This window comes from Pseudohongiella acticola, assembly GCF_001758195.1.
Lineage (GTDB): Bacteria > Pseudomonadota > Gammaproteobacteria > Pseudomonadales > Pseudohongiellaceae > Pseudohongiella > Pseudohongiella acticola.
This window is the reverse complement of sequence record NZ_MASR01000002.1, coordinates 161,074-187,373: the sequence shown is the minus strand read 5'-3', so window position 1 is coordinate 187,373 and position 26,300 is coordinate 161,074. Positions and strand designations below refer to the sequence as shown.

22 protein-coding genes are annotated in these 26,300 nt (G+C 54.9%); 18 read left to right on the top strand and 4 right to left on the bottom strand.

The annotated features are described in order from the left end of the window. Nucleotides 1-95: 95 nt before the first annotated feature. Nucleotides 96-878 (top strand): S-methyl-5'-thioinosine phosphorylase, encoded by a 783-nt coding sequence (locus tag PHACT_RS13155; protein WP_070118739.1) that lies wholly within the window; start codon nucleotides 96-98, stop codon nucleotides 876-878. Here PHACT_RS13155 and PHACT_RS13150 read toward each other — a convergent pair. Further along, nucleotides 844-1,737: a CsiV family protein gene (locus PHACT_RS13150; RefSeq protein ID WP_070118738.1), complete on the bottom strand. Its 894-nt coding sequence runs from the start codon at nucleotides 1,735-1,737 to the stop codon at nucleotides 844-846. The two genes, PHACT_RS13155 and PHACT_RS13150, sit on opposite strands and share 35 nt — an antisense overlap. 494 nt (nucleotides 1,738-2,231) lie before the next feature. On the opposite strand from PHACT_RS13150, the gene PHACT_RS13145 reads away from it, so the two are divergent. Continuing rightward, a complete protein-coding gene (locus tag PHACT_RS13145; protein WP_245730812.1) occupies nucleotides 2,232-3,668 on the top strand; it encodes an EAL domain-containing protein in 1,437 nt (478 codons plus the stop codon). 15 nt (nucleotides 3,669-3,683) lie between these two features. Here the strand turns inward: PHACT_RS13145 and PHACT_RS13140 are convergent, their stop codons facing one another. Beyond that, nucleotides 3,684-4,934, bottom strand: a complete 1,251-nt coding sequence (locus tag PHACT_RS13140) for an EAL domain-containing response regulator (RefSeq protein WP_070118736.1) — start codon at nucleotides 4,932-4,934, stop codon at nucleotides 3,684-3,686. A 261-nt stretch (nucleotides 4,935-5,195) separates the two neighbouring features. Between PHACT_RS13140 and PHACT_RS13135 the strand changes: the two genes are divergently transcribed. Continuing rightward, nucleotides 5,196-6,608 (top strand): alanine/glycine:cation symporter family protein, encoded by a 1,413-nt coding sequence (locus PHACT_RS13135; protein ID WP_070118735.1) that lies wholly within the window; start codon nucleotides 5,196-5,198, stop codon nucleotides 6,606-6,608. On the opposite strand, the gene mfd is transcribed toward PHACT_RS13135, so the two are convergent. Continuing rightward, nucleotides 6,592-10,071, bottom strand: a complete 3,480-nt coding sequence (mfd, locus tag PHACT_RS13130; protein ID WP_070118924.1) for a transcription-repair coupling factor — start codon at nucleotides 10,069-10,071, stop codon at nucleotides 6,592-6,594. The two genes, PHACT_RS13135 and mfd, sit on opposite strands and share 17 nt — an antisense overlap. 235 nt (nucleotides 10,072-10,306) lie before the next feature. Between mfd and PHACT_RS13125 the strand changes: the two genes are divergently transcribed. From PHACT_RS13125 to PHACT_RS13065, 13 genes are all read left to right on the top strand, one after another. Continuing rightward, nucleotides 10,307-11,767 carry a glyceraldehyde-3-phosphate dehydrogenase gene (locus PHACT_RS13125; RefSeq protein WP_070118734.1) on the top strand — a complete coding sequence of 487 codons (1,461 nt, stop codon included), beginning with the start codon at nucleotides 10,307-10,309 and terminating at the stop codon, nucleotides 11,765-11,767. Nucleotides 11,768-12,027: 260 nt separating this feature from the next. Then, on the top strand, nucleotides 12,028-13,386 hold the full coding sequence (locus PHACT_RS13120; protein ID WP_070118733.1) for a Na(+)-translocating NADH-quinone reductase subunit A: 1,359 nt from the start codon (nucleotides 12,028-12,030) through the stop codon (nucleotides 13,384-13,386). Between the two features lie 14 nt (nucleotides 13,387-13,400). Next, a complete protein-coding gene (locus tag PHACT_RS13115; RefSeq protein WP_070118732.1) occupies nucleotides 13,401-14,618 on the top strand; it encodes an NADH:ubiquinone reductase (Na(+)-transporting) subunit B in 1,218 nt (405 codons plus the stop codon). After that, a complete protein-coding gene (locus tag PHACT_RS13110; protein ID WP_070118731.1) occupies nucleotides 14,608-15,399 on the top strand; it encodes a Na(+)-translocating NADH-quinone reductase subunit C in 792 nt (263 codons plus the stop codon). Before PHACT_RS13115 ends, PHACT_RS13110 begins: the two co-directional genes overlap by 11 nt. A gap of 13 nt (nucleotides 15,400-15,412) precedes the next feature. Beyond that, nucleotides 15,413-16,075, top strand: coding sequence for an NADH:ubiquinone reductase (Na(+)-transporting) subunit D (locus PHACT_RS13105; protein ID WP_070118730.1), 663 nt, complete (start codon nucleotides 15,413-15,415; stop codon nucleotides 16,073-16,075). Then, complete coding sequence (gene nqrE, locus PHACT_RS13100; RefSeq protein ID WP_070118729.1) at nucleotides 16,075-16,683, top strand: NADH:ubiquinone reductase (Na(+)-transporting) subunit E; 609 nt, start codon at nucleotides 16,075-16,077, stop codon at nucleotides 16,681-16,683. Before PHACT_RS13105 ends, nqrE begins: the two co-directional genes overlap by 1 nt. Nucleotides 16,684-16,726: 43 nt before the next feature. Next, entirely contained in the window at nucleotides 16,727-17,953 is a 1,227-nt protein-coding gene (nqrF, locus tag PHACT_RS13095; RefSeq protein ID WP_070118728.1) for an NADH:ubiquinone reductase (Na(+)-transporting) subunit F, read from the top strand. A 203-nt stretch (nucleotides 17,954-18,156) separates the two neighbouring features. Then, the gene (locus tag PHACT_RS13090; RefSeq protein WP_070118727.1) at nucleotides 18,157-19,248 is read left to right on the top strand and encodes an FAD:protein FMN transferase; all 1,092 of its coding nucleotides are present in this window, start codon (nucleotides 18,157-18,159) and stop codon (nucleotides 19,246-19,248) included. Continuing rightward, a complete protein-coding gene (gene nqrM / locus PHACT_RS13085; protein ID WP_245730798.1) occupies nucleotides 19,248-19,433 on the top strand; it encodes a (Na+)-NQR maturation NqrM in 186 nt (61 codons plus the stop codon). Before PHACT_RS13090 ends, nqrM begins: the two co-directional genes overlap by 1 nt. A 23-nt stretch (nucleotides 19,434-19,456) precedes the next feature. Continuing rightward, nucleotides 19,457-20,842, top strand: coding sequence for a Si-specific NAD(P)(+) transhydrogenase (sthA, locus tag PHACT_RS13080; protein WP_070118726.1), 1,386 nt, complete (start codon nucleotides 19,457-19,459; stop codon nucleotides 20,840-20,842). 30 nt (nucleotides 20,843-20,872) lie between these two features. Then, a complete protein-coding gene (locus PHACT_RS13075; protein ID WP_070118725.1) occupies nucleotides 20,873-21,904 on the top strand; it encodes an NAD(P)H-dependent glycerol-3-phosphate dehydrogenase in 1,032 nt (343 codons plus the stop codon). Nucleotides 21,905-21,959: 55 nt separating this feature from the next. Then, nucleotides 21,960-22,559 (top strand): DUF4389 domain-containing protein, encoded by a 600-nt coding sequence (locus tag PHACT_RS13070; protein WP_070118724.1) that lies wholly within the window; start codon nucleotides 21,960-21,962, stop codon nucleotides 22,557-22,559. Continuing rightward, complete coding sequence (locus PHACT_RS13065) at nucleotides 22,552-23,505, top strand: DUF4892 domain-containing protein (protein ID WP_070118723.1); 954 nt, start codon at nucleotides 22,552-22,554, stop codon at nucleotides 23,503-23,505. The genes PHACT_RS13070 and PHACT_RS13065 overlap by 8 nt, the downstream gene beginning before the upstream one ends. Here the strand turns inward: PHACT_RS13065 and folE are convergent. Next, nucleotides 23,488-24,036 carry a GTP cyclohydrolase I FolE gene (gene folE, locus PHACT_RS13060; protein ID WP_070118722.1) on the bottom strand — a complete coding sequence of 183 codons (549 nt, stop codon included), beginning with the start codon at nucleotides 24,034-24,036 and terminating at the stop codon, nucleotides 23,488-23,490. The two genes, PHACT_RS13065 and folE, sit on opposite strands and share 18 nt — an antisense overlap. A gap of 157 nt (nucleotides 24,037-24,193) precedes the next feature. Here folE and prmB point away from each other — a divergent pair, with 157 nt between their 5' ends. Next, a complete protein-coding gene (prmB, locus tag PHACT_RS13055) occupies nucleotides 24,194-25,075 on the top strand; it encodes a 50S ribosomal protein L3 N(5)-glutamine methyltransferase (RefSeq protein ID WP_245730797.1) in 882 nt (293 codons plus the stop codon). Between the two features lie 71 nt (nucleotides 25,076-25,146). After that, nucleotides 25,147-26,232 carry a chorismate synthase gene (gene aroC / locus PHACT_RS13050; RefSeq protein WP_070118721.1) on the top strand — a complete coding sequence of 362 codons (1,086 nt, stop codon included), beginning with the start codon at nucleotides 25,147-25,149 and terminating at the stop codon, nucleotides 26,230-26,232. Nucleotides 26,233-26,300: the final 68 nt, after the last annotated feature.

Here is a 26,300-nt window from a genome sequence, read left to right as displayed (position 1 = left end):
AAACGCTCATTTTAGGAATAATTTTGCTCATGCTGTCAACTCCGGCAGGACGATTTCGTTGTTATACTGCCTGCTGACAAATTCGGAGACAGTGTATGTTAGCGTTTATTGGTGGCACCGGCCTGAATCAGTTGCCCGGTTTTGAGGTGGAACGGGTGGCCCAGGTGCAGACGCCGTATCAGGATGCGGCGGTGCCGGTTGCGCGCGGCCATCTGCCGGGTGATTCAGCGGCCGTGCATTTTCTGCCGCGTCATGGGGACGGACATACAGTGCCGCCACATCGTATCAACTATCGCGCCAATATGTTTGCTCTGCGCGAGCTGGGGATCACCTCGGTGCTGGCCGTTAATGCGGTGGGCGGTATCCATCGACAGATGGGGCCTGGTGTCATCGCCATTCCGGAGCAGATCATTGATTACACCCATGGTCGGGCACACACCTATTTTGACGGCGATGCGGTTGATATTGAGTCTGTGGACCGTTTCACGGCCAGTGTCACTCACATCGATTTTACCGAGCCTTATAACAGGTCGCTGCGGCAGTTGTTAATGGCCAGTGCAGATGAGCTGAATCTGCCGGTCTGGCCGCAGGGTGTCTATGGCGCCACGCAGGGGCCGCGGCTGGAAAGCGTGGCTGAAGTCCGCCGTCTGCAGAATGATGGCTGCGATATGGTGGGTATGACCGGCATGCCTGAGGCGGCGCTGGCACGTGAACTGGGTCTGGCGTATGCCAGCGTGTGTCTGTCGGTGAACTGGGCGGCGGGTCTGTCAGACGATGTCATCACCATGCCTGCCATCCGTGCGGTGCTGGCGCAGGGCATGGATCAGATTCATCATCTGTTACTTACAGCGGCGCGCCGCTTCCCGGAAATGCGCTAGCGGGAGGCGCTGGCGGCTCGTAGGGGAATACCTGCACCAGAACGCCGATGGCCGGGTGATCGAGGTAGTGAAATTCATTGCTGCGCATGGGCCGGCTGTCGTTCATGGCAAAGACCTGTGATGCATAGTAGCGTTCTGTTAGCGCTGGTTGATTGTCTGATGCAGTGCTGATCAGGTCAGGTGTCTGTTCAGGCAGGTCTGGTGCGAAGGGCGACTGTGGCAACTGCAGCATGTTCGACTGCTCCGGTGGCTGACTGTTGAGCTGGCTACTGAAACGGGCCAGCCATAAATTGGTGTCCAGCAGCACACGGTCCCGCGATTGATTGAAACGAATGGTCAGTGTGCCTTCAAGCTCATGATGCTGACCAAACTGGCGGCCACCGGCAATGGCGATGGGCGTGGCATCTGGCGCCCGTAATACCGGCTGGCGCCAGGCATTGTGATACAGCACCCGGTAAGCCGTTGACTGCGTCAGGGCCCGATTGGTCTGGGTAAAGTCGTGATCTGCGGCGAGCAGGGCGACAAACGCATCGCGCAAGGTATCCGGCAAACGGTAATTACTGCTGCGCAACGCGTTGGGTCCGGGTGATAACAGGGGCTCATCACTGTCCCCGTCTACGGCAATCTCATTGTTTGGCATCCGGGTTGCCGAGACTGGCTGCAGCACGCTCCAGTCATCCAGGCTCAGGTGTTTCAGCAGGCTGTCCAGTTCGCGCGTTTGCTCTGGATAACTGAGCGCCAGGTCCTGGGTGGGCCATTGCTCCTGCTGCAGGTTGGAGTTCTCATGCGCAAACACGGTAACTTCAATCTGATACCAGCGATTGCCGTCCTGTGCTGATGCAGTTATAGCAGTGGCCATCAAGCAAATGCTGACAAAGGTCGGCGTCGCCAAAACCAGGTGAGACACAAACTGTTGTAATGATGCTGGGACGAGGGAAATTTTCATTGGAACCTTGTGCGCAGGTAAGCTTCTATTTTTGCCTAGTGTTACGGTATAGTCAATCCGGGGAGTTTGCAGCACGCAGGTAAGTAAAAACAAAAACAACAAAAGCTCAAAAGCTCAAAAGCGCAAAAGCGCAAAAGCGCAAAGCTGAAAAAGGTAGGGAGCCCTGACTGCATATGGCCCATATCCGAAGATTCATGAGTAAGCTCAACACGATCGTCAATGCGTATTACCGGCTGCCTGCCGAGCTACAGACACTGGTCTGCATCGTGCTGTGGGTGTGTATCGCGATTTTGATGCGAATAGCCTTTATTGGCGGCGGTCTGCCATCTGACATCGAAATATGGATAACGCTGGTTGTGTTTCTGGTGGGTCTGGCCAGTGGCCCAATAGTAGGCTGTGTGACTGCGATGGTGTGTGCCGCATTGATGAGTCCGGGTGGACTATTTGTAAGCGTCGAAACCGTTGATGCTGAGTTCTGGGTCAGAAGCACAGGGCTGTTTGGCGGAGGTTTACTTGGGGGGCTGTTGCAGCGCCTGATCAGTTGGTTGCAATCCGAGCTGTACGTGGCGCAGCATCATGTCAGGGGTACCGGTCTGCCCAATGAGAAGGCGACCATCAAATACCTTGAGAAAGTGTTGAAGTCTGCCAGTCTCGATACTCAGGAGCTGGACTTGCTCAATGTCCGTGTGAACAACCTGGACCATATCCGTCAGAGCGCGGACAAAGAAACTACCAATCAGCTGATTCGAGCACTGGCGGAGCAGCTTAAGGCCCGGTTGGGTGAGGGGGCTCATGTTAGTCAGCTGTCTGACAACGAGCTGTTGGGTATCCAGGTTGGGCAGGATCTTGACGCATCCAGTATGCAGAAACTGGTCGAAGAACTGCTGGCAAAGCCCGTTAGTATCAATGGCAAAGACTACCAGTTGACCGCTAGCGCTGGCCTGCATCGCAAAGGCAGGCATGACACAGAGAATAACCCGCAGGCTTTGGTCGACCAGGCAGCAAAAATGGCGAGCGCTGCCCAGGCCGATAAACAGAGCTTAAAATCCAGCGGTAAGAATGAAGCTATTCATGATTTTGGTGGCGATGCAGACGGTGCAGAATTGCGTGCTGCCATGGATAAGCATGAGTTCTCGCTCTTCTACGAGCCCAGGCTGAATACCCGCACGGGATACTTTTCTGCACTGCAGGGTATTGTGCATTGGCATCACCCGCAAAAAGGAGATCTGTTACTGGATGATTTTAAATCCATGTTGAAAGATCCCGCGTCGGTTCAGGGGCTTTGTGGCTGGATGTTAAAGCTGGCGTTCGCAGATGCGGACGAGTGGGCGCGTCACAACTACCAATTCAGGATCACGGTGGACGTCACCATCAACGATAGATTGTGTGCGCCCGCGCTCGCCTATGCCCTGGCTGAATCTTCCAAACGAAAGTTCAAACCGGGATGGCTTGGAATTGAAGTCAGTGAGCAGTCGTTACGGGCTGCAGACGCGAAGAGCACGAATTATCTTGAAAAACTGAAAAAGAATGAAGTATCAATAATAGTGTCAAATTTCGGAGTAGGAGGCACAAACGTGCAGGACCTGTTCATGATGTCAGTAGATGCCATCAAATTTTCACCAAAGATCATTAAAACGGCCCTTCTGCACACGGAAAAGCGTCGAGAATTGGCATCCACGATAAAATTGATTCATTCCCGCGGTTTATTGAGCATTGCTGATGGTGTTGCAACCAGTGACGGTTTAAAAATGTTGCGAGCACTGGAATGCGCAGAGCTTCAAGGGCCAATGATAAGCAAGGCGCTGCCGAAGGTTTCTATTCCCTGGGCCCGCCTGAGGGTATGACACATGCACCCACCACTAGTGAACAGACTCGCAATACTGTTTACTCCAAGCCAGCACCTTATCTTCATCAACGGGCCTGGATACCAAATAACCCTGAAAAGCATCACAACCACATGTCTTCAGATACTGCAGCGTCGCCTCAGTTTCTACGCCTGCTGCCACTGATCTGATACCGAGACTGCCTGCCAGCTCTACGCTGCATTTGATTATGGAGCGGGCTTCTTCAGAATCATCGGCGATGCGGACAAAATCCTTGTCAATTTTGATTTCACTAAGAGGCATCCTGACCAGATAGAGCATTGAGGAAAAACTGGTACCAAAGTCGTCGATCGCCAACTGGAACCCGAGTTTGTGAAATTTATTCAGTGCCTGCAAAAGGTCTTCGGGGTCTTGCATGACACTGGACTCACCTATTTCTATGACGATGCTGGTCGGATCGACACCGGTTTGCTGGCATATTTCCTGTAGTTTTTCCGGCATATCCTGATCTTCCAAGCATTTCACACTCAGATTCAGCGACAGGGTCAAAGGTGCCGCGGAAAACTCTGTGTGCGAGTTACGCCTGGACAGAAACGGAGACGCCTGGATTGTGCTGAGGCAGCGTAGCCCGCGCCTTGCTATATTGCATGTGAGCACGCTCATTAAATGGCTGTTTTCAGCCAGAGGTACAAATACATCGGGTGTGATAGTGCCTTTGCCTTCAATCTCCCATCTTGCCAGGGCTTCGAAACCGATAAGGCTGCCCGTTACGCAATCCAGCTTGGGTTGATAGCGCAATGTCAGCAGATCTTTTTCTATCACCTCAATCAGGTCCGACTGCGTTGGCATCCAGTTTTTGTTGTGAACCTGCCCCTGCCAGGCATTACGATTGATGAGTCCGCGTTTGCCAGCATTGAGGTACAGTTTTAGCAGTTGCAGCACTTTTTCGGCTGGCGCGGGTTTATGCAGAATACCGAGCACGATCAATTCCAGTCCGGTTGCATGCTGTGCGATGGTGTCCAGTGAACTGTTATCGAGGTTGCTTAAAATGACCAGCTGGGCTCTCGGGTTTAACTCTACCAGTTGATCAACCATGCGAAGACAGTCCTGCATGGACATTTCGATATCAGCGATGATGACATCGGGCTCGAACAGGGCGAGCTGCGCAAAAAACGCAATGTTGGTATCGGTGGTGATAACCTCAAATCCACTGGTTTTGGCCAGGGACTGGAGAGTCTGGCTAACAGTGGGGTCGTCATTGATGATCAGCAGTCGTTTCTTTCTCATTAATCGCTCATTGCTGGGGCGCTCGGGTTCGGCCGCTTCCTTCTTGCGATAGAGTGCCATCTATAGGGCGTCAACAGAGTATGACGATGCAATGCGCTGCAGGCACTCGCCCTGTATTCTTGCGCAGAGCCTGAGATGAGTCAATGTTCATTGGGTAATAGATCCGGGCAGTTTTTCACTCTGTGTAAGAGTCTGGTACTCTTAACTGAGGCAACTGAATAAGTTAACAATAATGTCTATCAAAACAAAGGTGAAGAGCTGATGGATGCAATAACACATGGCCTGCAGGCACTGGCTGGATTCTTGTGGGGCATCCCCCTGATTATTCTGCTGGTGGGTGGTGGTGTCTATTTTGCGGTCATCAGCCGTTTGCAACCTTACCGCTATTTTCCTCATGCCATTGCCATTCTCAGCGGACGTTATGACAACAAGGACGACCCAGGCGATCTGAGTCATATACAGGCCTTGTCGGCTGCGCTGTCCGGGACCTTGGGCATGGGCAATATTGCCGGCGTGGCACTGGCCATTGGTCTGGGTGGCCCCGGTGCCGTGTTCTGGATGTGGGTAACAGCCGTGGTCGGCGTCGCCACCAAATTCTTCACCTGCACGCTGGCGGTTATGTACCGTGGCAAGGACAGTCGCGGTGATGTGCAGGGCGGCCCCATGTATATTATCCGTGAAGGCCTGAGCAAGCGCTGGCACTGGTTGGCGACGCTGTTTGCGGCAGCGGCACTGGTCGGTACCTTACCGATTGTACAGATCAATCAGCTGACCCAGGTCATGCGGGAAGTGGTGTTTGTGCCGGCTGGCCTGGCCAACGGCAACGAACCCTTCCTGTTCAATCTGTTGTTTGGGCTGTTTGCGGCCGCGCTGGTTGCCTCAGTCATCTTTGGTGGCGTCAAACGTGTAGGCTATGTTGCCGTGCGCCTGGTGCCGTCAATGGTGGCGCTGTACATGATCATGACGCTGCTGGTACTGGCCGTTCACGTGACGGAATTGCCGGGCTATTTATGGTTGATCGTACGTGAGGCGTTCTCGCCTCAGGCCGTGGGCGGTGGTCTGGTCGGGGTAATGACCATTGGTGTGATGCGCGGTGCATTCTCCAATGAAGCCGGCATCGGCACCGAGGTTATGGCGCACGGTGCCGCCAAGACCGAAGAGCCGGTGCGAGAGGGGCTGGTGGCGATGATGGGGCCGGTGATTGATACCCTGATCGTCTGTACCTGCACGGCGCTGGTGATTCTGGTGACCGGCGTCTGGCAGGACGGTCTGGTGGACGGTGTCACCATGACAGCCATGGCCTTTTCCCAGGTGTTGCCGGGCAATGTCGGCGCCTACTTGATTGCCTTTGTGGTCCTGATCTTTGCGTCCAGCACCATGTTTACCTTCTGGTACTATGGCGCCAAGTGTCTTGGTTTCCTGATAGGGGCCCACCGACAGGACAGTTACAAGTATTATTACACGCTGTTGGTACTGGTCGGCGCCATCATCCCGCTGGAGGCAGTGTTTGCCATTATCGATTCGGGTTATGCGTTGATGGCAGTGCCCACGATGACGGTCACCTTTCTGTTAGCAGGCAAGGTTACCGCCGCGGCGCGGGATTATTTTGATCGTCTCCGACGCGGGCCGGATGATCCGGCAGCGGTGGCCCCAAAATCTACTGCTGAGCCGTAAGCCGAAGCTGATCAAGCGTCTTGTTGATGAATTCGATGCGGGCCACGGCCTGCTCCTGCCCGTGTGTGAACCCCAGCTGGGTAGGGCCGGTGAGCTTGTACAGGCGCGAATGTTTCTGCACCAGTTGCACGATGGACAATGGGTCTACACGGGTGTGCTGTCGGAACACAATGCGTCCGGTCTGAGCGCTGGCGTCAATCTTGTTGATGCCCATGGCCTCAGCACGCAATTTCAGCTCAGTCACTGAAAACAGGATGCGGGCGGAATCGGGTAGCAGGCCAAAACGGTCAATCATTTCAATCTGCAGATCACGCAGTTCTTCATCGTCGCGGGCACCGGCAATGCGTTTGTACATGATCAGGCGGGTGTGGATATCGGGCAGGTAGTCTTCCGGTATCAGTGCCGGTACCCGCAGGTTGATTTCGCTGCCGCTTTGCAGCACCAGATCGATATTGGGCGTACGACCTTCCCGAATGGCCTTGACGGCTTCTTCCAGCATTTCCGTGTACAACGTAAAACCGATCTTCTGCATGTGACCGGTCTGTTCCTCGCCCAGAATTTCGCCGGCACCGCGAATCTCCAGATCGTGGCTGGCCAGCGTGAAACCGGCGCCCAAGGTGCTGGCTGCGGTGATGGCATCAAGACGTTTGTTGGCGTCCGCGGACATCGATTTTTGCGGCGGTGTCAGCAGGTAGGCATAAGCCTGGTGGTGAGAACGGCCAACGCGTCCGCGAAGCTGGTGCAGTTGCGCCAGACCCAGTTTGTCAGCCCGGTCGATGATGATGGTATTGGCGCTGGGAACATCGATGCCGGTCTCGATAATGGTTGAACACACCAGAATGTTGTAACGCTTGTGATAGAAGTCGGCCATGATGACTTCCAGTTCACGTTCCGGTAGCTGCCCGTGAGCTACACAAACCCGTGCCTCAGGCACCAGTTCGCGCAGATGTTCGGCAGTTCGCTCAATGGTTTTGACTTCGTTGTGCAGATAGAACAGTTGGCCGCCGCGCAACAGTTCGCGCAGGATGGCCTCTTTGACCAGGCTGTCCTGCTGTTCGCGAATGAAGGTTTTAACCGACAGGCGTTTGGCCGGTGGCGTCACAATAAGGGACAGGTCGCGCACGCCGGACATGGCCATGTTCAGTGTGCGCGGAATTGGTGTTGCTGTCAGTGTCAGGATATCGACCTCCGCACGCAATGCCTTGATGCGCTCTTTCTGCTGCACGCCAAACCGATGTTCCTCATCAATGATCAGCAGACCCAGGTCTTTGTACTTGATTGAATTCTGTAACAGCTTGTGAGTACCGATAACAATGTCGACCTTGCCAGTGCGAATCTTTTCCAGCGTGGCATCCTGCTCCTTGCCGGAACGGAACCGCGAGATCAGATCAATATTGACTGGCCAGTCAGCAAAGCGGTCACGGAAACTGTCATGGTGCTGTTGCGCAAGCAGGGTGGTCGGCACCAGCATCACCACCTGTTTGTGGTTCTGTACGGCAATGAAGGCTGCCCGCATCGCCACTTCGGTTTTGCCAAAGCCGACGTCGCCACACACCAGTCTGTCCATGCTGCGGGCGGACTGCATATCGGCGATCACGCCATTGATGGCGTCAAGCTGATCCGGGGTTTCTTCAAACGGAAAACTGGCGGCAAATTTGTCGTAGTCGATGTCGTCACAGCGGAACGGGAAACCACCGCGGGATTCGCGTTTGGCATAAATATCCAGCAACTCCACCGCCGCATCGCGGATTTTCTCGGCAGCCTTGCGCTTGTTCTTCTGCCACTGATCGCTGCCCAGATTGTCGAGCGGGGCCAGCTCGGGATCAGCGCCGCCATAGCGACTGATCAGGTGCAGGGAGGCGACCGGCACATACAGTTTGGCCTGGTTGGCATATTCCAGGGTCAGGAACTCGGCAGTTTCATCCTCGATGGTCAGTGTCTGCAGCCCGCAATAACGTCCGACACCATGATCAATATGCACTACCGCTGCGCCCAGGTGCAGCTCGGTCAGGCTTTTGATAATAAAGTCAGTGTTGTCCTGGGCGCGGCGACGCCGTCGACGCTGCGCAATTTTCCGGCCCAGCAGCTGGGTCTCGGTAATCATCATCAGCTTTTCTGAGGGCAATAGCAGGCCTTTGTCCAGCGATGCGATGCAAATGCCAATGCTTTGTGAGCCGGCTACAAACGCCTGCCAACTGGCAACCGGCACCGGGCTGAGTCCGGCACTGCGCAGCAGCTCGGTCAGCACTTCGCGGCGCCCGGCGCTTTCGGCGCAAAACAGCACACGAAAGCCATCATGTTGCATCAGGAAAGTTTTCAGGGCCTGCAACGGTTCTGCGCGTGTGTTGTCGGCGGCCAGACTGGGAAAGTCACTGCCAGTGCCGACTGTTTCGTCGCCGCTTTGCAGGGAAATGCTGCTGAAATTCCTGATATGTCGAAAGACATCCTCGGGTGACAGGAACAACGTTGCGGGCGCCAGAATCGGGCGCTGGCGATCATGGCGACGATCTTCGTAACGCGACTCGATATCATGCCAGAAGCGAAGTGCCGGCGGCTCCATCTGCCGGCTGCGCACAATCAGCGTATCGGCTGGCAGGTATTCGAACAGATGGCTGAGGTCGTCAAAGAACAGTGGCAGATAGTACTCGACACCGGCACTCTGAATGCCCTCGCTGATATCCTGATACAGGGTACATTGCCGGGTATCAACATCAAATAACTCACGAAAGCGTGCGCGGAAGCCCCGGCGGCCGTTTTCGTCAAGCGGGTATTCCTTGCCGGGCAGCAGGCGGATATCGGTCACTTTCTCCAGCGATAACTGGGTTTCCGGGTCAAAAATGCGCAACGATTCGATCTCGTCGTCAAACAGATCAATTCGGTAGGGCAGCTTACTGCCCATCGGGAAGATGTCCATGATGGCGCCGCGCACAGTGAATTCACCGTGTTCATACACCGAGTCGACGTATTGATAGCCGGCGTTGACCAGACGCTGGCGCAGGGTATCGGTATCCAGCGTTTCACCGGTGCTCAGCTGTAGACTGTTGCCCTGCACATAGGCGGGAGGCGGCAGGCGGTGCATGGCGCTGTTGACCGGTACAATCAATATGCCGCGGCGCATGTCTGGCAGGTGATACAACGCATTCAGGCGCTCGGAGACAATGTCCTGATGCGGTGAAAAGGTATCGTAGGGCAGCGTTTCCCAGTCCGGAAACGTGTAAACCGGCAGCGCGTTGTGCTCGCCGCCGGCTGTTTTGTCACCGCTGGCGCCGGCGCTAAAAAACTGTAGCTCACGGCGCAGCTGCTCGGCTTCCTCACTGCTGTTGGTGATGACCAGAAGCGGGCCGGGCGCCTGTTGAGCGGCCTGCACCAGCGCCAGACTGAGCTGGCTGTCGGGCAGCACCGGCCATTGCGCAGAATGCCTGGCAGCGGGCAACTCGGGGCGTAATAGGTTGAATGCAGGCATGATGTCGGGCTTGTTGATGGCAATGGGCGCGTATTCTGGCACAATCGAGAGTCAATCCCAACCGGCCTGTATTGCCCGGACGGGGTCCGCACCGGTCTGCATGGCATCCGCGGCCACCGACTTTAATCGCCTGCTGTGCGGCCGATAAAGTTGCACCGACGCCTCAATAACAAGATAATATGCGCCGTCTTCAGAACCCAGTTTAATTCACTCGACGAGCAGACAGGTACCCCACGTGACAAGACCCAGCCCGGACGACTATTTCAGTGATTGGAAGCAACGCGAGGCACTCGCTCAGGAAATGATTCCTGTTGTGGGCCGACTTTACAGTGAGCGCAATGTTGGCGTATTCATTTACGGCCGCGCCCTGCATAACAAATCTGTTACCAGCATCATGAAATCCCATCGTTTTGTGCGTCAGGTCGGTCGCAACGAAATGTCCGAGTTCGAGAGTCACCCGGTGTTGATGGCCTTTGCCAAACTGGACCTGTGGCACTGCCAGATTGACCTGGGCAAGCTTACCGTCAAGTACATGGAATTGCAGGAAAAAGGCAATGCACCGGATGTCGATTCCTATGTTGCCGACGAGTTAAAGAGCCTCGTGGGTGTCAAAACACCGCCCAGCGAAAAATCTCAGGATATCGTGCTCTACGGGTTTGGCCGCATTGGCCGTCTGATTGCCCGTCTGTTGATCGAGCGCACCAGTACTGGCGAAGTGATGCGTCTGCGTGCCGTTGTCGTCCGACCTGGCCAGGAAGGTGACCTGATCAAGCGTGCCAGCCTGTTTACCACAGACTCTGTGCATGGCGCTTTCCAGGGCACGGTGCGTATCGATGAAGAAAACAATTGTCTGATAGCCAACGGTAACGTCATTCATATCATTTATGCCAATGGTCCTGACGATATCGACTATACGCAGTATGGTATCAACGATGCACTGGTGATCGACAATACCGGCAAGTGGCGCGATGAAGCCGGCCTGTCTTTGCACCTGAAGTCCAAAGGGGCGGCCAAGGTCATGCTGACGGCGCCGGGCAAAGGCAACCTGAAAAACATTGTATATGGTATCAACCATGACCAGATCAGCCCGGATGACACCATCATCACGGCGGCCTCCTGTACAACCAATGCCATCGCGCCAGTGCTGAAAGTACTCAACGACAAGTTTGGTGTGGTCAGTGGCCACGTGGAAACCGTACATGCCTACACCAATGACCAGAACCTGATTGACAATTACCATACCGGTAATCGCCGTGGCCGCAGTGCCGCGCTGAACATGGTGCTGACGGAAACCGGGGCCGCCAAGGCCGTGGTAAAGGCAGTGCCCGAGCTGGCCGGGAAACTCACCGGCAATGCTGTGCGCGTCCCCATCCCCAATGTGTCAATGGCTATCCTGATGCTGAACCTGGGTTCGGAGACCAGCAAGGTCGAAATCAACGAGTTTTTGCGCGTACTGGCACTGCACTCGCCATTGCAGGATCAGATCAGCTACACGCAGGACCCGGATGCGGTCTCCAGCGATTTTGTCGGCTCGCGCGAAGCGGCTATCGTCGACTCCACCGCGACCATTGTTGATGGCAACCGTTGCGTACTGTATCTGTGGTATGACAATGAGTTTGGTTACTGCAACCAGGTAGTGCGCATGGTCTACAAAATGGCCGGCGTCAGCTATCGGGTTTATCCGCGCGAAGCATAAACGCGGGATGTCGGTGCCCGGTTAGCCGGGTGCCGATTTTCGTTGGAAATAATAAAAAATTCTGGTAAATCAGCGGGCTTGGCACTATAATTGTGCGCGTTTTCACGGCACCCGCCGACACCTGTGCCGATTATTGGCGGCCATCGCCAATCATTCTTTGTCGGTAGTGTTATCTCTTAATGCCAGCGGCGAGCAAACGCTGCGATGCACGTGCATGACAAACAACTGTTAATCCTGAAAATTATGACTAGGCCTGATGAATGATCAGAATTAAGCGCGGGTTGGACTTACCTATCAATGGCGCTCCGGAACAGGCGATCCATGACGCCAGACCGGTCCGCACAGTGGCAGTCCTGGGGCATGACTACGTGGGCATGAAGCCCACCATGGAAGTCAAGGAAGGCGACAAGGTCAAGCTGGGGCAAACGGTTTTCACCGACAAAAAAACGCCGGGTGTTGTTTACACCGCCCCGGGCAGTGGTGTCGTGAAGTCCATCAATCGCGGCGAGCGCCGGGTTTTCCTGTCGCTGGTGATTGAACTGGATGACAATGATAACGAGGCTGTCAGCTTTGCCAGCTATCCGGATGCCGACATTGCAACGCTGGCGCGTGAAAAAGTCGTTGAGAACATGCTTCAGTCCGGCTTGTGGACGGCGCTGCGTACCCGCCCGTTCAGCAAGGTGCCGGATCCGGAAAGCAAACCGTCCTCAATCTTCATCAACCTGATGGACAGCAACCCGCTGGCGTTGGACCCGGAAGTGGTCGCACGTGAGTATTCCCAGGATTTTGTGCGTGGCGTTAACGTGTTGGCGCGGCTGACCGAGGGCAAAGTATTCCTGTGCCGTCGTGAGGGCAGCTTTGACGGGCTTGAAAACGAAGCTTTTGCTGACAATGTTGTAATCGAGGCCTTTGCCGGTCCGCATCCGTCGGGGCTCAGTGGTACCCACATTCATTTCCTGGATCCGGTCAGCCTCAACAAGTGGGTCTGGACCATTGGCTTTCAGGATGTCATCGCCACCGGCAAGCTGTTTGCTACCGGTCAGCTGTGGACAGAGCGGCTGATCGCTCTGGCCGGCCCTCAGGTCAATCAGCCCCGTTTACTGCGTACCCGACTGGGAGCCAGCCTTAGCGAACTGACTGACGGCGAGCTGAATGAGGGTGAAAATCGCCTGGTGACCGGCTCCGTTCTGTCGGGCCGCAAAGCCAATGCGCCGGAAGATTTCCTGGGGCGTTATCACCAGCAGGTGACGGTGCTGCGCGAAGGTCGTGAGCGACCTCTGTTTGGTTATCTGTCTCCGGGCGCCAACCGACATTCCAACCTGGGGATTTACCTGAGCAGCCTGTTCAAAGGCAAAAAGCTCGACATGACAACCACAACCAATGGCAGCGAGCGCGCCATGGTGCCAGTTGGCACCTACGAGACAGTCATGCCGCTCGATATTCTGCCGACTCAGTTACTGCGTTCCCTGATTGTGGGCGATATCGAAACCGCCATGAATCTGGGTGCGCTGGAATTGGACGAAGATGATCTGGGTCTGTGCACCTATGTGTGCCCGGGCAAATATGAATACGGTCCGATTCTGCGTGACAATCTCACGCGAATCGAAAAAGAGACTTAATGGAAATCTGACACATGGGTCTGCGTAAAATACTCGATGATTTAGCGCCGCATTTTGAGAAAGGCGGCAAATACGAAAATATGTATCCACTGTATGAAGCGGTGGACACCATTTTCTACAGCCCGAGCAAAGTCACTGTGGCCGGCTCGCACGTGCGCGATGGTATCGATCTGAAACGTATCATGATCACGGTCTGGCTGTGTGCGTTCCCGGCCATGTTCTACGGTATGTACAATGTCGGCTATCAGGCCAACATGGCAATCGTCAACATGGGCCTGGAAGGGCTCGATGGCTGGCGCGGGGCAATCCTGGGTGTGCTGGCAGGCAATGATCCCGCCAGCATCTGGGACAACTTCTGGTACGGCGCTGTCCACTATATTCCGATTTACGCCGTGGTGTTCATCGTTGGTGGTTTCTGGGAAGTGCTGTTTGCTATCAAGCGTGGCCACGAAATCAACGAAGGCTTTTTTGTTACCTCCATTCTGTTCTCCCTGATTGTACCGGCCTCATTGCCGTTGTGGCAGGCAGCACTGGGTATCTCCTTTGGCATCATCGTGGGCAAAGAAGTGTTTGGCGGCACCGGCAAGAACTTCCTCAACCCGGCCCTCACCGGTCGTGCTTTCCTGTTTTTTGCTTATGCCCCACAGATTTCCGGTGACTCGGTGTGGACCGCAGTGGATGGTTTTTCCGGCGCCACCGCGCTCAGCCAGATCGCTACCGATGGCCTGCCGGCCCTGATGATGGCAACCGGTGAGCAACTGACCTGGCTGGATGCGTTCATCGGTCGTATGCAGGGTTCCATAGGCGAGGTGTCCACGCTGGCGATACTGATCGGTGCCGCAATACTGCTGATCACGCGCATCGCGTCCTGGCGAATCATGCTGGGTACGTTCCTGGGCATGGTGATTTTCTCGACCCTGCTCAACCTGATCGGCTCCGACACCAACTCCGCCTTTGCCACGCCCTGGTACTGGCACCTGGTGTTGGGTGGTTTTGCTTTCGGCATGGTGTTCATGGCGACTGACCCGGTGTCAGCATCAATGACCAACACCGGCAAATGGGTGTTCGGCATATTGATCGGTTTCATGGTCGTGATGATCCGTGTGCTCAACCCTGCGTATCCAGAAGGTATGATGCTCGCGATATTGTTTGCCAACCTGTCAGCTCCGCTGATCGACTATTTTGTCGTGAAAGCCAACATCAAACGGAGGATTGCCCGCAATGTCGTCTAATGTGAACTCCGTCGGGAATACCTTAAAAGTGGCTTTTGGCCTGTGCGTGGTGTGCTCCATTGTCATCTCCAGTGCCGCGGTGATCCTGAAGCCGATGCAGACAGCCAATGAGATTCTGGATCGCAACAAGAACATCCTGATCGCTGCCGGCCTGTTTGACCCGGAAGTGCATACCAATGCCGATGTCGCGGGCATGTTTGAAGAATTCACGCCGCGCATGGTAGATCTGGATGAAGGGCGCTACCTGACCGATGAAGAAATGCAGACGCTGGGGCTGGATCCGCAGACCTTCGACCAGCAGTCAGCCAAAAATGACCCGGCCATGTCCGAAGCGCTCACCGGGCAGGAAGATGTCGCCTCTGTGCGCCGACGTGCTGATTATGCCACCGTGTATGTCATCCAGAATGATCAGGATGAGTACGAAACCGTTGTTATTCCGGTCAGTGGTTATGGCCTGTGGGGCATCATGTACGGTTACCTGGCACTTGAAAGTGACGGCAACACCGTGCGGGGTATCGGTTTTTACGATCATCAGGAAACGCCCGGTCTGGGCGGCGAGATCAGCAACCCGCGCTGGCAGGAACAGTGGTTGGGCAAGCAGATCTACAATGATGAGCGCGACATTGCGTTCCGCGTTGTCAAAGGTGGTGGTCAGGGCGATTATCAAGTGGACGCGCTTTCAGGCGCGACTCTGACCAGCCGCGGTGTCGAGAACATGATTGAATTCTGGCTCGGGGAGCGTGGTTTCGCGCCTTTCCTGCGTAATGAAGTGCAGAGCTGAAGAGGATTAAACAATGTCGATGAATAAAACCATTCTGATCAAACCAATCTTTGCAGACAACCCGATTGCGCTGCAGATTCTTGGCGTTTGTTCGGCGCTTGCGGTTACCACCAGCCTGCAGGTAACGCTGGTGATGTGTATTGCACTGACCACGGTAACGGCCTTCTCCAATCTGTTTATTTCCACACTGCGCAATCGCATGCCCAGCAGTATTCGTATCATCATCCAGATGACGATTATTGCATCGCTGGTAATTTTGGTAGACCAGGTTCTGAAAGCCTTTGCCTACGAGATAAGCAAGCAGCTCAGCGTGTTTGTCGGTCTGATCATCACCAACTGTATTGTCATGGGCCGGGCCGAAGCCTTTGCCATGAAGAATCCACCGATCCCCAGTTTCCTGGACGGTATTGGCAATGGCCTCGGTTACAGCGTGGTGTTGATTGTTGTCGGTACGCTGCGCGAGCTGTTTGGTTCAGGCACACTGCTGGGTATCACTATTCTGCCAACAGTTGCCAATGGCGGCTGGTATCAGCCTAACGGTCTGATGCTGCTGGCACCGAGCGCCTTCTTCATTATCGGTTTCTTTATCTGGATTTTGCGCAACAAGTATGCCGAACAGGTTGAGAAAGACGAATTTGTCATGGCCCCGCACACTGCTGAGAAAGGAGCGCATTGATGGAACATTATCTGAGTCTTTTTGTCAGTGCGGTGTTTGTGGAAAACATGGCACTCATGCTGTTCCTGGGCATGTGTACTTTTCTGGCGGTGTCCAAGAAGGTAGAGACGGCCATCGGTCTGGGCATTGCTGTGGTGGTGGTGCAGGCGATCACCGTGCCAGTGAACAACCTGATTTTCCACTACCTGCTCAAGGATGGCGCGCTGGCGTGGGCAGGCATGCCCGATGTTGACCTCAGCTTTCTGGGTTTCCTGTGTTACATCGGCGTGATCGCGGCGATGGTGCAGATCCTGGAGATGTTTCTGGACAAGTTTGTGCCGGCACTTTACAACGCACTGGGTGTGTTTCTGCCACTGATCACTGTGAACTGTGCCATTCTCGGCGCCTCGCTGTTCATGGTGGAGCGTAGCTACACCTTCCCCGAGAGTGTTGTGTATGGCATTGGTGCCGGTTTCGGCTGGGCGCTGGCAATCGTATTGCTGGCCGGCATTCGTGAGAAAATGAAATACAGCGATGTGCCCGCAGGTCTGCGTGGTCTGGGCATCACGTTTGTCAGTACCGGCTTGATGTCACTTGGCTTCATGTCTTTCAGTGGTCTGACGCTGTAAACAGTTTTGTAACCCACGTTAAAGTGAAAAGGTTTCAGAAATAATGGATATCACAACGATTGTAGCTGGCGCATTGATGTTTACCGTCGTGGTAATGCTGCTGGTGATGTTGATTCTTGCCGCACGTGCCAAGCTGGTCAGTTCTGGTGACGTGAAGATCGAGATCAACGGTGACCCGGATAAGTCCATCACCGTACCGGCGGGTGGCAAGCTGCTTAACACGCTGGCGGACGCCGGTATTTACCTTTCCTCGGCCTGCGGTGGCGGCGGTACTTGCGCCCAGTGCAAATGCAAGGTCATGGATGGCGGTGGTTCCATGCTGCCAACCGAAGCGGGTCATTTCACCATGGGTGAAGCCAAGGAAAATTGGCGCCTGTCATGCCAGGTTGCAGTCAAACAGGATATGAAAGTTGAAGTTGATCCTGAGTTCTTTGGTGTCAAGCAGTGGGAATGCGAAGTTATTTCCAATCACAACGTGGCAACCTTTATTAAAGAGCTGGTGCTGAAGATTCCGGAAGGCGAAGTGGTCGATTTCCGCGCCGGTGGTTACGTGCAGCTGGAGATTCCAGCGCACGAAGTACAATACAAAGACTTTGAGATTGACGAACGATTCCGCGATGACTGGCAGAAGTTTGGTCTGTTTGATCTGAGCTCAAAGTGCAATGAAACCACGATCCGGGCCTACTCTATGGCCAACTATCCGGAAGAGTTCGGTATCATCAAATTCAATATCCGGGTAGCGACGCCGCCACCTCGCACCAATTATCCACCGGGTATCATGTCGTCCTATATCTTTAATATGAAGCCTGGCGACAAGATCAAGGTATTTGGTCCTTACGGCGAATTCTTTGCCAAGGAAACCGAGAACGAAATGGTGTTCATTGGTGGTGGTGCCGGTATGGCGCCCATGCGTTCACACATTTTCGACCAACTGTGTCGACTTAACAGCAACCGCAAAATCTCCTTCTGGTATGGTGCGCGTAGCAAAAAAGAAATGTTCTACGTTGAGGACTTTGACCAGCTGGCAGCCAAGCACGACAACTTTGTCTGGCATGTTGCGCTGTCTGAGCCGCAACCTGAAGACAACTGGACAGGTTACACCGGGTTTATTCACAACGTGGTGCGCGACCATTATCTGATTGATCATGAGGCGCCGGAAGACTGTGAGTACTACATGTGCGGTCCGCCCATCATGAACGCATCGTGCATCAAGATGCTGAAAGATCTCGGCGTAGAAGACGAAAATATCGCACTGGACGAATTCTCCTGATTTTACTGCGTGTGTCGCCCATTATCGATTTTCCCGGGCGACGCATCAGGGGCAGGAGTATGGAGCGGGGGGAGCAGAGGTGCTGTGTATTGGCAGTCCGGCTCCCCTGTCTGTTTCTGGTGTCTGTTTTTGGCGGGCCCGGTATTTAGTGAATTAACGTGCCTGGCTGGTTTGTGGCCTGATAATCAAGGTGGAGAACCCGGTTGAAGTACCTTCGCCGTTACAGTTTTACATTGGCCTTCCTGGCGCTGTTTTTCGCCTGGGTGTGGTTGCGGCCGGACAGCCCGGCTCAGGTGTATCAGCTTGACGGCGAAACCATGGGCACTCGTTACAGTATCCTGGTCACCAGTTTCCCGGACGACATCTCCGACAACGAGCTTGCCAGCGGTATTGAGCAGCGTCTATACCGCATCGATCGCGAATTGATGTCGACCTATGCGCCGGAGTCCGAATTATCGCGCTTTAATCGCTCGGCAGTCGGGCCCTGGGTAGAGGTGTCAGCCGAGCTGGCCGAGGTCGTGGCGCAAGCGCAGGAGATCAGTGACCTGACCGACGGCTACTTTGATGTTACCGTAGGGCCACTGGTTGATCGTTGGGGTTTTGGGCCGGTACAGGAGATGGCGGGTTCGCCACGCATCCCAACGGATGCAGAGATCACGCAGTTGCAGGCACAGGTCGGTTATCACCAGCTGGAAGTCAGTCGGGATCCGCCTCAACTGAGAAAGCTTGCTGATGTGCGGGTTGACCTGAGTGGTATTGCCAAAGGCTTCGGTGCTGATGTCATTGCTGATTACCTGGATGCGGTTGGCCTGGACAGCTATTTTATTGAAATCGGCGGCGAATTGCGCGTTCGGGGTATCAAGCCCGATGGCAGCAGCTGGGTGCCGGCGATAGAAACGCCGGGGCAGGGCGCGCCCCAGGTTCATGACATCATTGTTGTCGATGGACAACCCCTGGCAATTGCCGGGTCAGGCGATTACCGCAATTTTTTTGAACAGGATGGTGTAAGATTCTCTCATGAGATCGATCCATTCACCGGACGACCGGTCACACATGATCTGGCTGCGGTCTACATCATCACCGACACCGCAGCCACGGCAGATGCGCTGGCAACCGCCTTCATGGTGATGGGAACCGAGCGCGCATTTGCGCTGTCCGAGCAACTTAACCTGGCAGCGTACTTTATTAACAAGCGACGAGCGGGTGAGGGCTTTGATAGTAGCCATACCTCACACTTTACGAGATACCTGCCGGACGACGACAGCACGTCAGCCGGCAACAACCGGGAGAACTGATGATGACAACGTTAATTGCCAGTCTGGTTATTATGCTGATGGTCGTCGCCGGCATGGCGATTGGTGTACTGTTCGGCCGCGAACCAATCAAGGGTTCCTGCGGTGGTCTGAACAATGCCGGTGTCGAAGGAAGCTGTGAGTTGTGTGGCGGCAACCCCGCCAAGTGCGAGGAAACCTCGAAGTAGATCAAACAGGAGCAGCACCGAGCATGGCAAAAAATTCCTACGATATCATTGTGGTTGGCAGCGGCCCGGCCGGCGAATCGGCCGCCATCAATGCCGCCAAGCATGGCAAACGTGTTGCGTTGATCTCTGACCGGGACAAGGTGGGCGGCAGCTGCACGCACCTGGGTACCATCCCTTCAAAGGCATTGCGACACTACGTCAAACAGATGATGCAGTTTCGCTCCAACCCGTTGTTGCGCGAATTCGCCACCCTGCACAAACCCAGTTTTCAGGAAATCATGTGTCACGCTGATCGTGTGATTGACGAACAGGTGTACCTGCGTAGCAATTATTACGAAAAAAATGATGTTGAAGTTATTCAGGGCCAGGCAACGTTCCTTGATGCCAATACCATCAAGCTGGGAACCAAAGGTCCCACATTAAAGGCCGATTACTTTATCGTCGCCACCGGGTCGCGTCCCTATCGGCCTGAAAGCGTCGACTTTACGCACCCCCGCCTTTTCGACAGCGACAAGATTCTGTCGCTGGATCATTCCCCGAAAAAAGTGACGGTGATTGGCGCCGGTGTTATTGGCTGTGAATACGCCTCCATTTTTGGTGGCATGGGCTGCAAGGTCGAACTGATCAATCCGGCCGAGTCGCTGCTGTCCTTTCTTGACTGGGAAATATCCGATGCGCTGAGTTACCACCTGCGCGATATTGGCGTGCGCAGCCGTCATAACGAAGCATATGAATCCATCGAGTATAACGACAAATATGTTGTCACCCACCTGGCTTCGGGCAAAAAGATCAAAAGCGATATCATTCTGTGGGCCAATGGCCGTGCCGGTAACTCTGATGGGCTGGGTCTGGAAGAGCTGGGTATTAAAATCAATGCCCGGGGCCAGGTGCAGGTCAACGAGCGTTATCAGACCGCACAGAAAAATATCTACGCGGCCGGTGATATCATCGGCTGGCCTTCGCTGGCCAGCGCCGCTTATGATCAGGGCCGCGCTGCCTGCAACGCCATTGTTGATCCCGATGAATTTGTTGCCATCGACCGGGTTGCGTCGGGCATCTATACCATCCCTGAGATCAGTACGCTGGGCAAGACCGAGCAGGAGCTGACTGCTGACCAGGTGCCGTATGAAGTTGGTAAGGCGTTTTTCAACAACACCGCTCGCGGCCAGATTACCGGTGAGCAGGTGGGCATGCTGAAGCTGATCTTCCATTTTGAAACACTCGAGATTCTGGGTATTCACTGTTTCGGTGACCAGGCCTCGGAGATTGTCCACATTGGTCAGGCCATCATGGAGCAGCACGGCAAGGCCAACACCATGAAATACTTCCTCAATACCACGTTCAACTACCCGACCATGGCCGAAGCCTATCGCATCGCGGCGCTTGATGGCCTTAACCGGGTATTCTGAATACCGATCGGATTTAGCGGGAGAAAGGAAATGCCGACGCAAACCGTCAGCGTGCTGGGAGGCGGCAGTTTTGGCACAGTGATTGCCAATATCGTGGCCGGCAACGGCTACAAAGTGAACTTCTGGATGCGGAACCAGGACCGGGTCGACGAGGTCAATCGCAGCCACGAGAACCCGCACTACCTGCCCGGATACAGACTTGATGATAACGTAACGGCCACCGCCGATATTGAGCAGGCGGTCAGCGGCAGCCGGCTGGTGTTTGTTGCCGTACCCAGTGCCTATTTCCGGAGCGTGGTGAAGCAGATGTTGCCAGCCCTGACGGCGGACACCATACTGGTCAGCACCACCAAGGGCATAGAGGCGGGCAGCTTTTTGCTGATGAGCCAGGTGATGCGCGAGGAAGCACCGACTGCACGCATTGGTGTGCTCAGCGGACCCAACCTGGCCGGTGAGATTGCCGCCCGCAGCCTCGCGGGCACGGTGGTTGCCAGCGCGGATGATCAGGTCCGTGACCGCGTGCGAGATGTGCTTAAGTCGGAATATTTTCGGGTCTATACCAATGACGACATGTTTGGTGTGGAACTGGGCGGTTCCCTGAAGAACATATACGCGATCATCGCCGGACTCGCCTCAGCCATGGGGATGGGACAGAATACCAACGGCATGCTGATCACTCGCAGCCTCACTGAAATGGCAAGACTGGGCCGGGAACTGGGCGCAGATCCGATGACCTTTCTGGGCCTGTCGGGAGTTGGCGATCTTATCGTCACCTGTTCATCTTCGCTGAGTCGCAATTTTCGTGTAGGCTTTGCGTTGGGGCAGGGGAAATCATTGGCCGAGGCTGTCGCCGAGACCGGACAAGTTGCCGAGGGTGTCAACACCCTGAAGCTGGTCAAGGAAAAGGCGGACGAACTGGGCATTTATATGCCGCTGGCCTCAGGTCTTTATCAGATTGTGTATGAAGAAAAGCCGGTCAGCCAGGTTATTTCAGCCCTGATGCTGGGTGAAGGCGCGCTGGATGTAGAGTACGAGGCACACCGCAGTAAAACGCTGACCTGACCAATGAGTGACCGGGTCGAGTCAGCTCAAAAATATAATGACAGGAGCCTGGGACATGTCTGATGAGTTAGTGAATAACCTGAAAAGAACTTCGGCGTGGTTGCGCGTGCTGTTTATGCTCGGTTTTGCTGTGGCGCTGTACGTGGTTGGTGTCGTATTACTGGTGTTGATGCTGGCCCAGATACTGTTCAGTCTGATTACCGGCGATGACAACAGCAACCTGCGCCGGCTGGGCAGCGCTCTGACGCTTTATGTGTCACAGATACTGGCATTTCTGACTTATAACAGTGAAGAAAAACCGTTTCCGTTTGCGCCTTTTCCGTTGGTAACAGAGGACGAGGTTGATGACGTAACCGCTGCAGATACCGTCGTGACGCCGCCCTCCACGGCGACTGCAAGCACCGACCCGGGCATGGATAGCGCTGCCGACTCGGCGGCACAGGTGATGGCGGAATCCGCCGCGCGGCGTGCAGCAGAAAGATCTCCCATAACAGCCTCGAAAGCGGCAAAAACCAGTTCCGCTACAAAAACCACCGCCGCAAAAAGCGCAGTCCGGAAGACCACAGCCAGCAAGAAACCGGTCAGCCCTGAACCGGATGCAGCTCCCGGGATGGGAGTGACCGATGTCGTCGATAAGAAGGCTAACGATGTTTGACAGAAGACGTCCCGCATTACTGATTCTTCTGCTGTTTACGGCACTGGGTTCACCCCGGCTTGTTGCTGACGTCGCCGGATCCTCGGATTACGCCAGTTTTCAGCGCTTTCCCGGCGCCACCATCGTTGATTATCGCCAGCAGACGTCGGCCGTTTACAACCTGGCGCTGGGGCGCATGCAGCGAGCCGCCGGCACCGTGGCAGCCAGTCGTGCTGAACGCTTTCAGGGGCATTTGCGACGCATCACCTATGAGATTCCCGATGGCTTTCCGGCAGCAGAAGTTTTTGCGTTTTATCGTGAGCAGCTGCTGAATCAGGGCCAGCAGGCGTTGTATACCTGCCAGGGTCGCGGTTGTGGCAGCAGTAATTTCTGGGCCAATGATGTGTTTGAAAACAGAATTCTGTACGGCCCGGAAACCAATCAGTACTACCTGGCCAGCACCTATCAGGGTGTCAGTGATGAGTCAGAGGTTGCAGGCTACGCCGCCCTGTATGTGGTGACGCGGGGAAATCGTCGCATGTATGCCCACCTTGATTTTCTGGAGCTGCCCGCGCCATTGGCGGCGGAACAACTGGCGGGGCTCGACACCACCCCGCAGGCGCTGGAACAGCGCCTGGCGCGAGAGCGCGCGGTGGTCATCACCGGTCTGAGCTTTAATGACAATGACGAACTGGATAACGCTGACGGTATCAACCTGATCGTTGATGTGCTGCGCCGCAATGCCTTGATGAAAGTGTATGTCGTGGGGCACCTGCAGGACAGCGGGTCGCTGACGCAGCTACAGACAAGATCGGAACGTCGCGCCCGTGCCGTGATTGATCGGGTGGTGGCTGCGGGTATTGACGCTGACCGCATGCAGGCCCATGGACTGGGACCGCTGGCCCCTGTGTGTCGACCGGGCCCCTGTGGTCAGCGCATCGAACTGGTGTTAGCGCTGGATCAGTGACAGAAACTCATTGCGCGTGTTCTGGCTGCTGCGAAATGCACCCAGCATGCATGAGGTGGTCATCACCGAATTCTGCTTTTCCACACCACGCATCATCATGCACATATGCTGTGCTTCTATGATCACGGCAGCCCCGGCGGCGCCGGTCTTGTGGATGATCACTTCGGCAATTTCCTTGGTCAGGTTTTCCTGTATCTGCAGGCGACGGGCAAACACGTCAACAATGCGGGCAATTTTCGACAGCCCGATGACTTTGCCTTTGGGCAGATAGGCAACATGACATTTGCCGATAAAAGGCAACATATGATGCTCGCACATGGAATATAATTCGATATTCTTGACGATCACCATCTCTTCCGAGTCTGACGGGAACATGGCGTTGTTGATCACGTCATCAATGTCCTGCTGGTAGCCACGGGTCAGAAACTGGATGGCCTTGGCCGCCCGCAACGGTGTGTCGCGCAGTCCGGGGCGGGAAAGATCCTCGCCGATGGCACTGATGATTTCACTGTAGGCAGATTCAATGGTCATGACAGTGAGAAATCCTGTGTAATGAAAAAGAGGTTTAAAAAACTAAAATAAAGAGTGTCGTCAAAAAAAGAGGCATACCGTACGATATCGCTGCGCAAGCGTAAAGTGATTTTTGGCGTCGCTGCTGACAGCGATGCGATTGAGCAGGAACCCCGGCATGAATGTACAGACATGTGTAGAACATTGTTGCACGCTTTTTGAAGCTTCGGAGCTTTTTTACGGCCACGGCACCGACAATCCCTGGGATGAGGCAGTGTACCTGGTATTCACGGTGCTGGGTCTGCCCTTCGGTGATGACGAGCAAAGCCAGCTCGCGGTTGCCCGGCGCCAGGTAGAGCCTGACGAATGGCAGCGCATCGACAGTCTGGCGCAGCGACGCAGCAGCGAGCGTGTCCCCATGGCTTACCTGCTGGGCGAGGCCTGGTTTGCCGGCCTGCCGTTTCATGTTGATGAGCGCGTGCTGGTGCCGCGATCACCGATTGCCGAACTGATCCTGCAACAGTACCAGCCATTGCTGCTGGAAGCGCCAGCACGTGTCCTTGATCTGTGCACTGGCAGTGGCTGTATTGGTATCGCGACCGCATTGATGTTCCCCGAGGCGACGGTTGAACTGGCGGATATTTCACCCGATGCGCTCGTGGTGGCACAACAGAATATTGAACGTCATGGTCTGCAGGACCGGGTTACAACAGTCACCTCGGACCTGTTTGCCGGCGTGCAGGGCGACTATGACCTGATTGTCTCCAATCCACCGTACGTGTCGGCGCAGGAGGTCGCGGCATTGCCACCCGAATATCAGCGCGAACCGGCGTTGGGGCTGCTGTCTGACGAAGATGGTCTGGCCATCCCGCTGCAGATACTGCGGCAGGCGGCCAGGTATCTGAGTGCGACTGGTGTGCTGGTGCTTGAGCTGGGTTATACCTGGGGTCTGCTGGATGAACGTTATCCGCAGTTTCCGGTGACCTGGCTGGACTTTGATGGTGGTGGCGAAGGTGTACTGGCCATCGGTCGTGACGCGCTGATTCGTGCCGAACGCTGAATTCGTGTATAATTTGCGCCTTTTCGACGCGCTGACGCCATTGACACAGGTTGTGCTGGAGCCCCAAACACATGTCCGGGAATACCATAGGTAAGTTGTTTACTGTAACCAGCTTTGGCGAAAGTCATGGGCTGGCACTGGGCTGTATCGTTGATGGCTGCCCACCCGGGCTGGCATTGTCAGCCGAAGACCTGCAGCGTGATCTTGACCGGCGTAAACCAGGCCAGTCACGCTTTACCACGCAGCGCAAAGAAGCCGACGCGGTAAAAATACTGTCGGGCGTGTTTGAAGGTAAAACCACAGGCACACCGATTGGGCTGATGATTGAGAATACTGATCAAAAGTCTAAAGATTATAGCAATATCAAAGATATATTCAGACCTGCTCATGCTGATTATACCTATCAGCAGAAGTATGGCATGCGTGATTACCGTGGTGGCGGCCGTTCCTCGGCGCGCGAAACCGCGATGCGCGTTGCCGCCGGTGCCATTGCCAAGAAGTATCTGGAGCAGCAGTTTGGGGTTCAGGTACGTGCCTATCTCAGCCAGCTCGGACCCATCAAGGCTGAGCAGTTCGACTGGGATCAGGTGGAGCAGAATGCCTTTTTCTGTCCCGATGTCAGCAAAGTGTCGGAGATGGAAAACTACATGGCGGCGCTGAACAAGGAAGGAAATTCGATTGGCGCCCGGATTTCGGTGGTGGCGTCAAAAGTACCGGTAGGGCTGGGTGAGCCTGTGTTTGACCGGCTGGATGCCGACATTGCGCATGCATTGATGAGCATCAATGCCGTCAAAGGTGTTGAAATCGGCGCCGGTTTCGAGTCGGTGAGCCAGAAGGGCACCGAGCACCGGGATGAAATGACGCCGGAAGGGTTTCTGTCCAATAACGCCGGTGGCGTGCTGGGTGGTATCTCCAGTGGCCAGGACATCGTCGCACACATTGCCCTAAAGCCGACCTCGAGTCTGCGCCTGCCGGGCCGCTCCATCGACGTCGACGGCAATGCGGTTGAGGTGGTGACCACCGGGCGGCATGATCCCTGCGTCGGCATTCGCGCGGTGCCAATTGCCGAAGCGATGCTGGCGATTGTGCTGATGGATCATTTGCTCAGGCATCGCGCACAGAATTTTGATGTGCGCTGCGAAACACCAAAAATATAAAAAGATCATTAAGATAGATAAACTATTTATAGCTGGAAATGCATACATATAGACATTGATTTTTGACA

What these genes read in the sequence shown, in the direction of transcription:
- PHACT_RS13155 (WP_070118739.1), top strand. Translation starts at nt 96, where the DNA reads ATGTTAGCGTTTATTGGTGGCACCGGCCTGAATCAGTTGCCCGGTTTT.
- PHACT_RS13150 (WP_070118738.1), bottom strand. Translation starts at nt 1,737, where the DNA reads ATGGCCACTGCTATAACTGCATCAGCACAGGACGGCAATCGCTGGTAT.
- PHACT_RS13145 (WP_245730812.1), top strand. Translation starts at nt 2,232, where the DNA reads ATGGTGTGTGCCGCATTGATGAGTCCGGGTGGACTATTTGTAAGCGTC.
- PHACT_RS13140 (WP_070118736.1), bottom strand. Translation starts at nt 4,934, where the DNA reads ATGAGAAAGAAACGACTGCTGATCATCAATGACGACCCCACTGTTAGC.
- PHACT_RS13135 (WP_070118735.1), top strand. Translation starts at nt 5,196, where the DNA reads ATGGATGCAATAACACATGGCCTGCAGGCACTGGCTGGATTCTTGTGG.
- mfd (WP_070118924.1), bottom strand. Translation starts at nt 10,071, where the DNA reads ATGCCTGCATTCAACCTATTACGCCCCGAGTTGCCCGCTGCCAGGCAT.
- PHACT_RS13120 (WP_070118733.1), top strand. Translation starts at nt 12,028, where the DNA reads ATGATCAGAATTAAGCGCGGGTTGGACTTACCTATCAATGGCGCTCCG.
- PHACT_RS13115 (WP_070118732.1), top strand. Translation starts at nt 13,401, where the DNA reads ATGGGTCTGCGTAAAATACTCGATGATTTAGCGCCGCATTTTGAGAAA.
- PHACT_RS13110 (WP_070118731.1), top strand. Translation starts at nt 14,608, where the DNA reads ATGTCGTCTAATGTGAACTCCGTCGGGAATACCTTAAAAGTGGCTTTT.
- PHACT_RS13105 (WP_070118730.1), top strand. Translation starts at nt 15,413, where the DNA reads ATGTCGATGAATAAAACCATTCTGATCAAACCAATCTTTGCAGACAAC.
- nqrE (WP_070118729.1), top strand. Translation starts at nt 16,075, where the DNA reads ATGGAACATTATCTGAGTCTTTTTGTCAGTGCGGTGTTTGTGGAAAAC.
- nqrF (WP_070118728.1), top strand. Translation starts at nt 16,727, where the DNA reads ATGGATATCACAACGATTGTAGCTGGCGCATTGATGTTTACCGTCGTG.
- nqrM (WP_245730798.1), top strand. Translation starts at nt 19,248, where the DNA reads ATGATGACAACGTTAATTGCCAGTCTGGTTATTATGCTGATGGTCGTC.
- sthA (WP_070118726.1), top strand. Translation starts at nt 19,457, where the DNA reads ATGGCAAAAAATTCCTACGATATCATTGTGGTTGGCAGCGGCCCGGCC.
- PHACT_RS13075 (WP_070118725.1), top strand. Translation starts at nt 20,873, where the DNA reads ATGCCGACGCAAACCGTCAGCGTGCTGGGAGGCGGCAGTTTTGGCACA.
- PHACT_RS13070 (WP_070118724.1), top strand. Translation starts at nt 21,960, where the DNA reads ATGTCTGATGAGTTAGTGAATAACCTGAAAAGAACTTCGGCGTGGTTG.
- PHACT_RS13065 (WP_070118723.1), top strand. Translation starts at nt 22,552, where the DNA reads ATGTTTGACAGAAGACGTCCCGCATTACTGATTCTTCTGCTGTTTACG.
- folE (WP_070118722.1), bottom strand. Translation starts at nt 24,036, where the DNA reads ATGACCATTGAATCTGCCTACAGTGAAATCATCAGTGCCATCGGCGAG.
- prmB (WP_245730797.1), top strand. Translation starts at nt 24,194, where the DNA reads ATGAATGTACAGACATGTGTAGAACATTGTTGCACGCTTTTTGAAGCT.
- aroC (WP_070118721.1), top strand. Translation starts at nt 25,147, where the DNA reads ATGTCCGGGAATACCATAGGTAAGTTGTTTACTGTAACCAGCTTTGGC.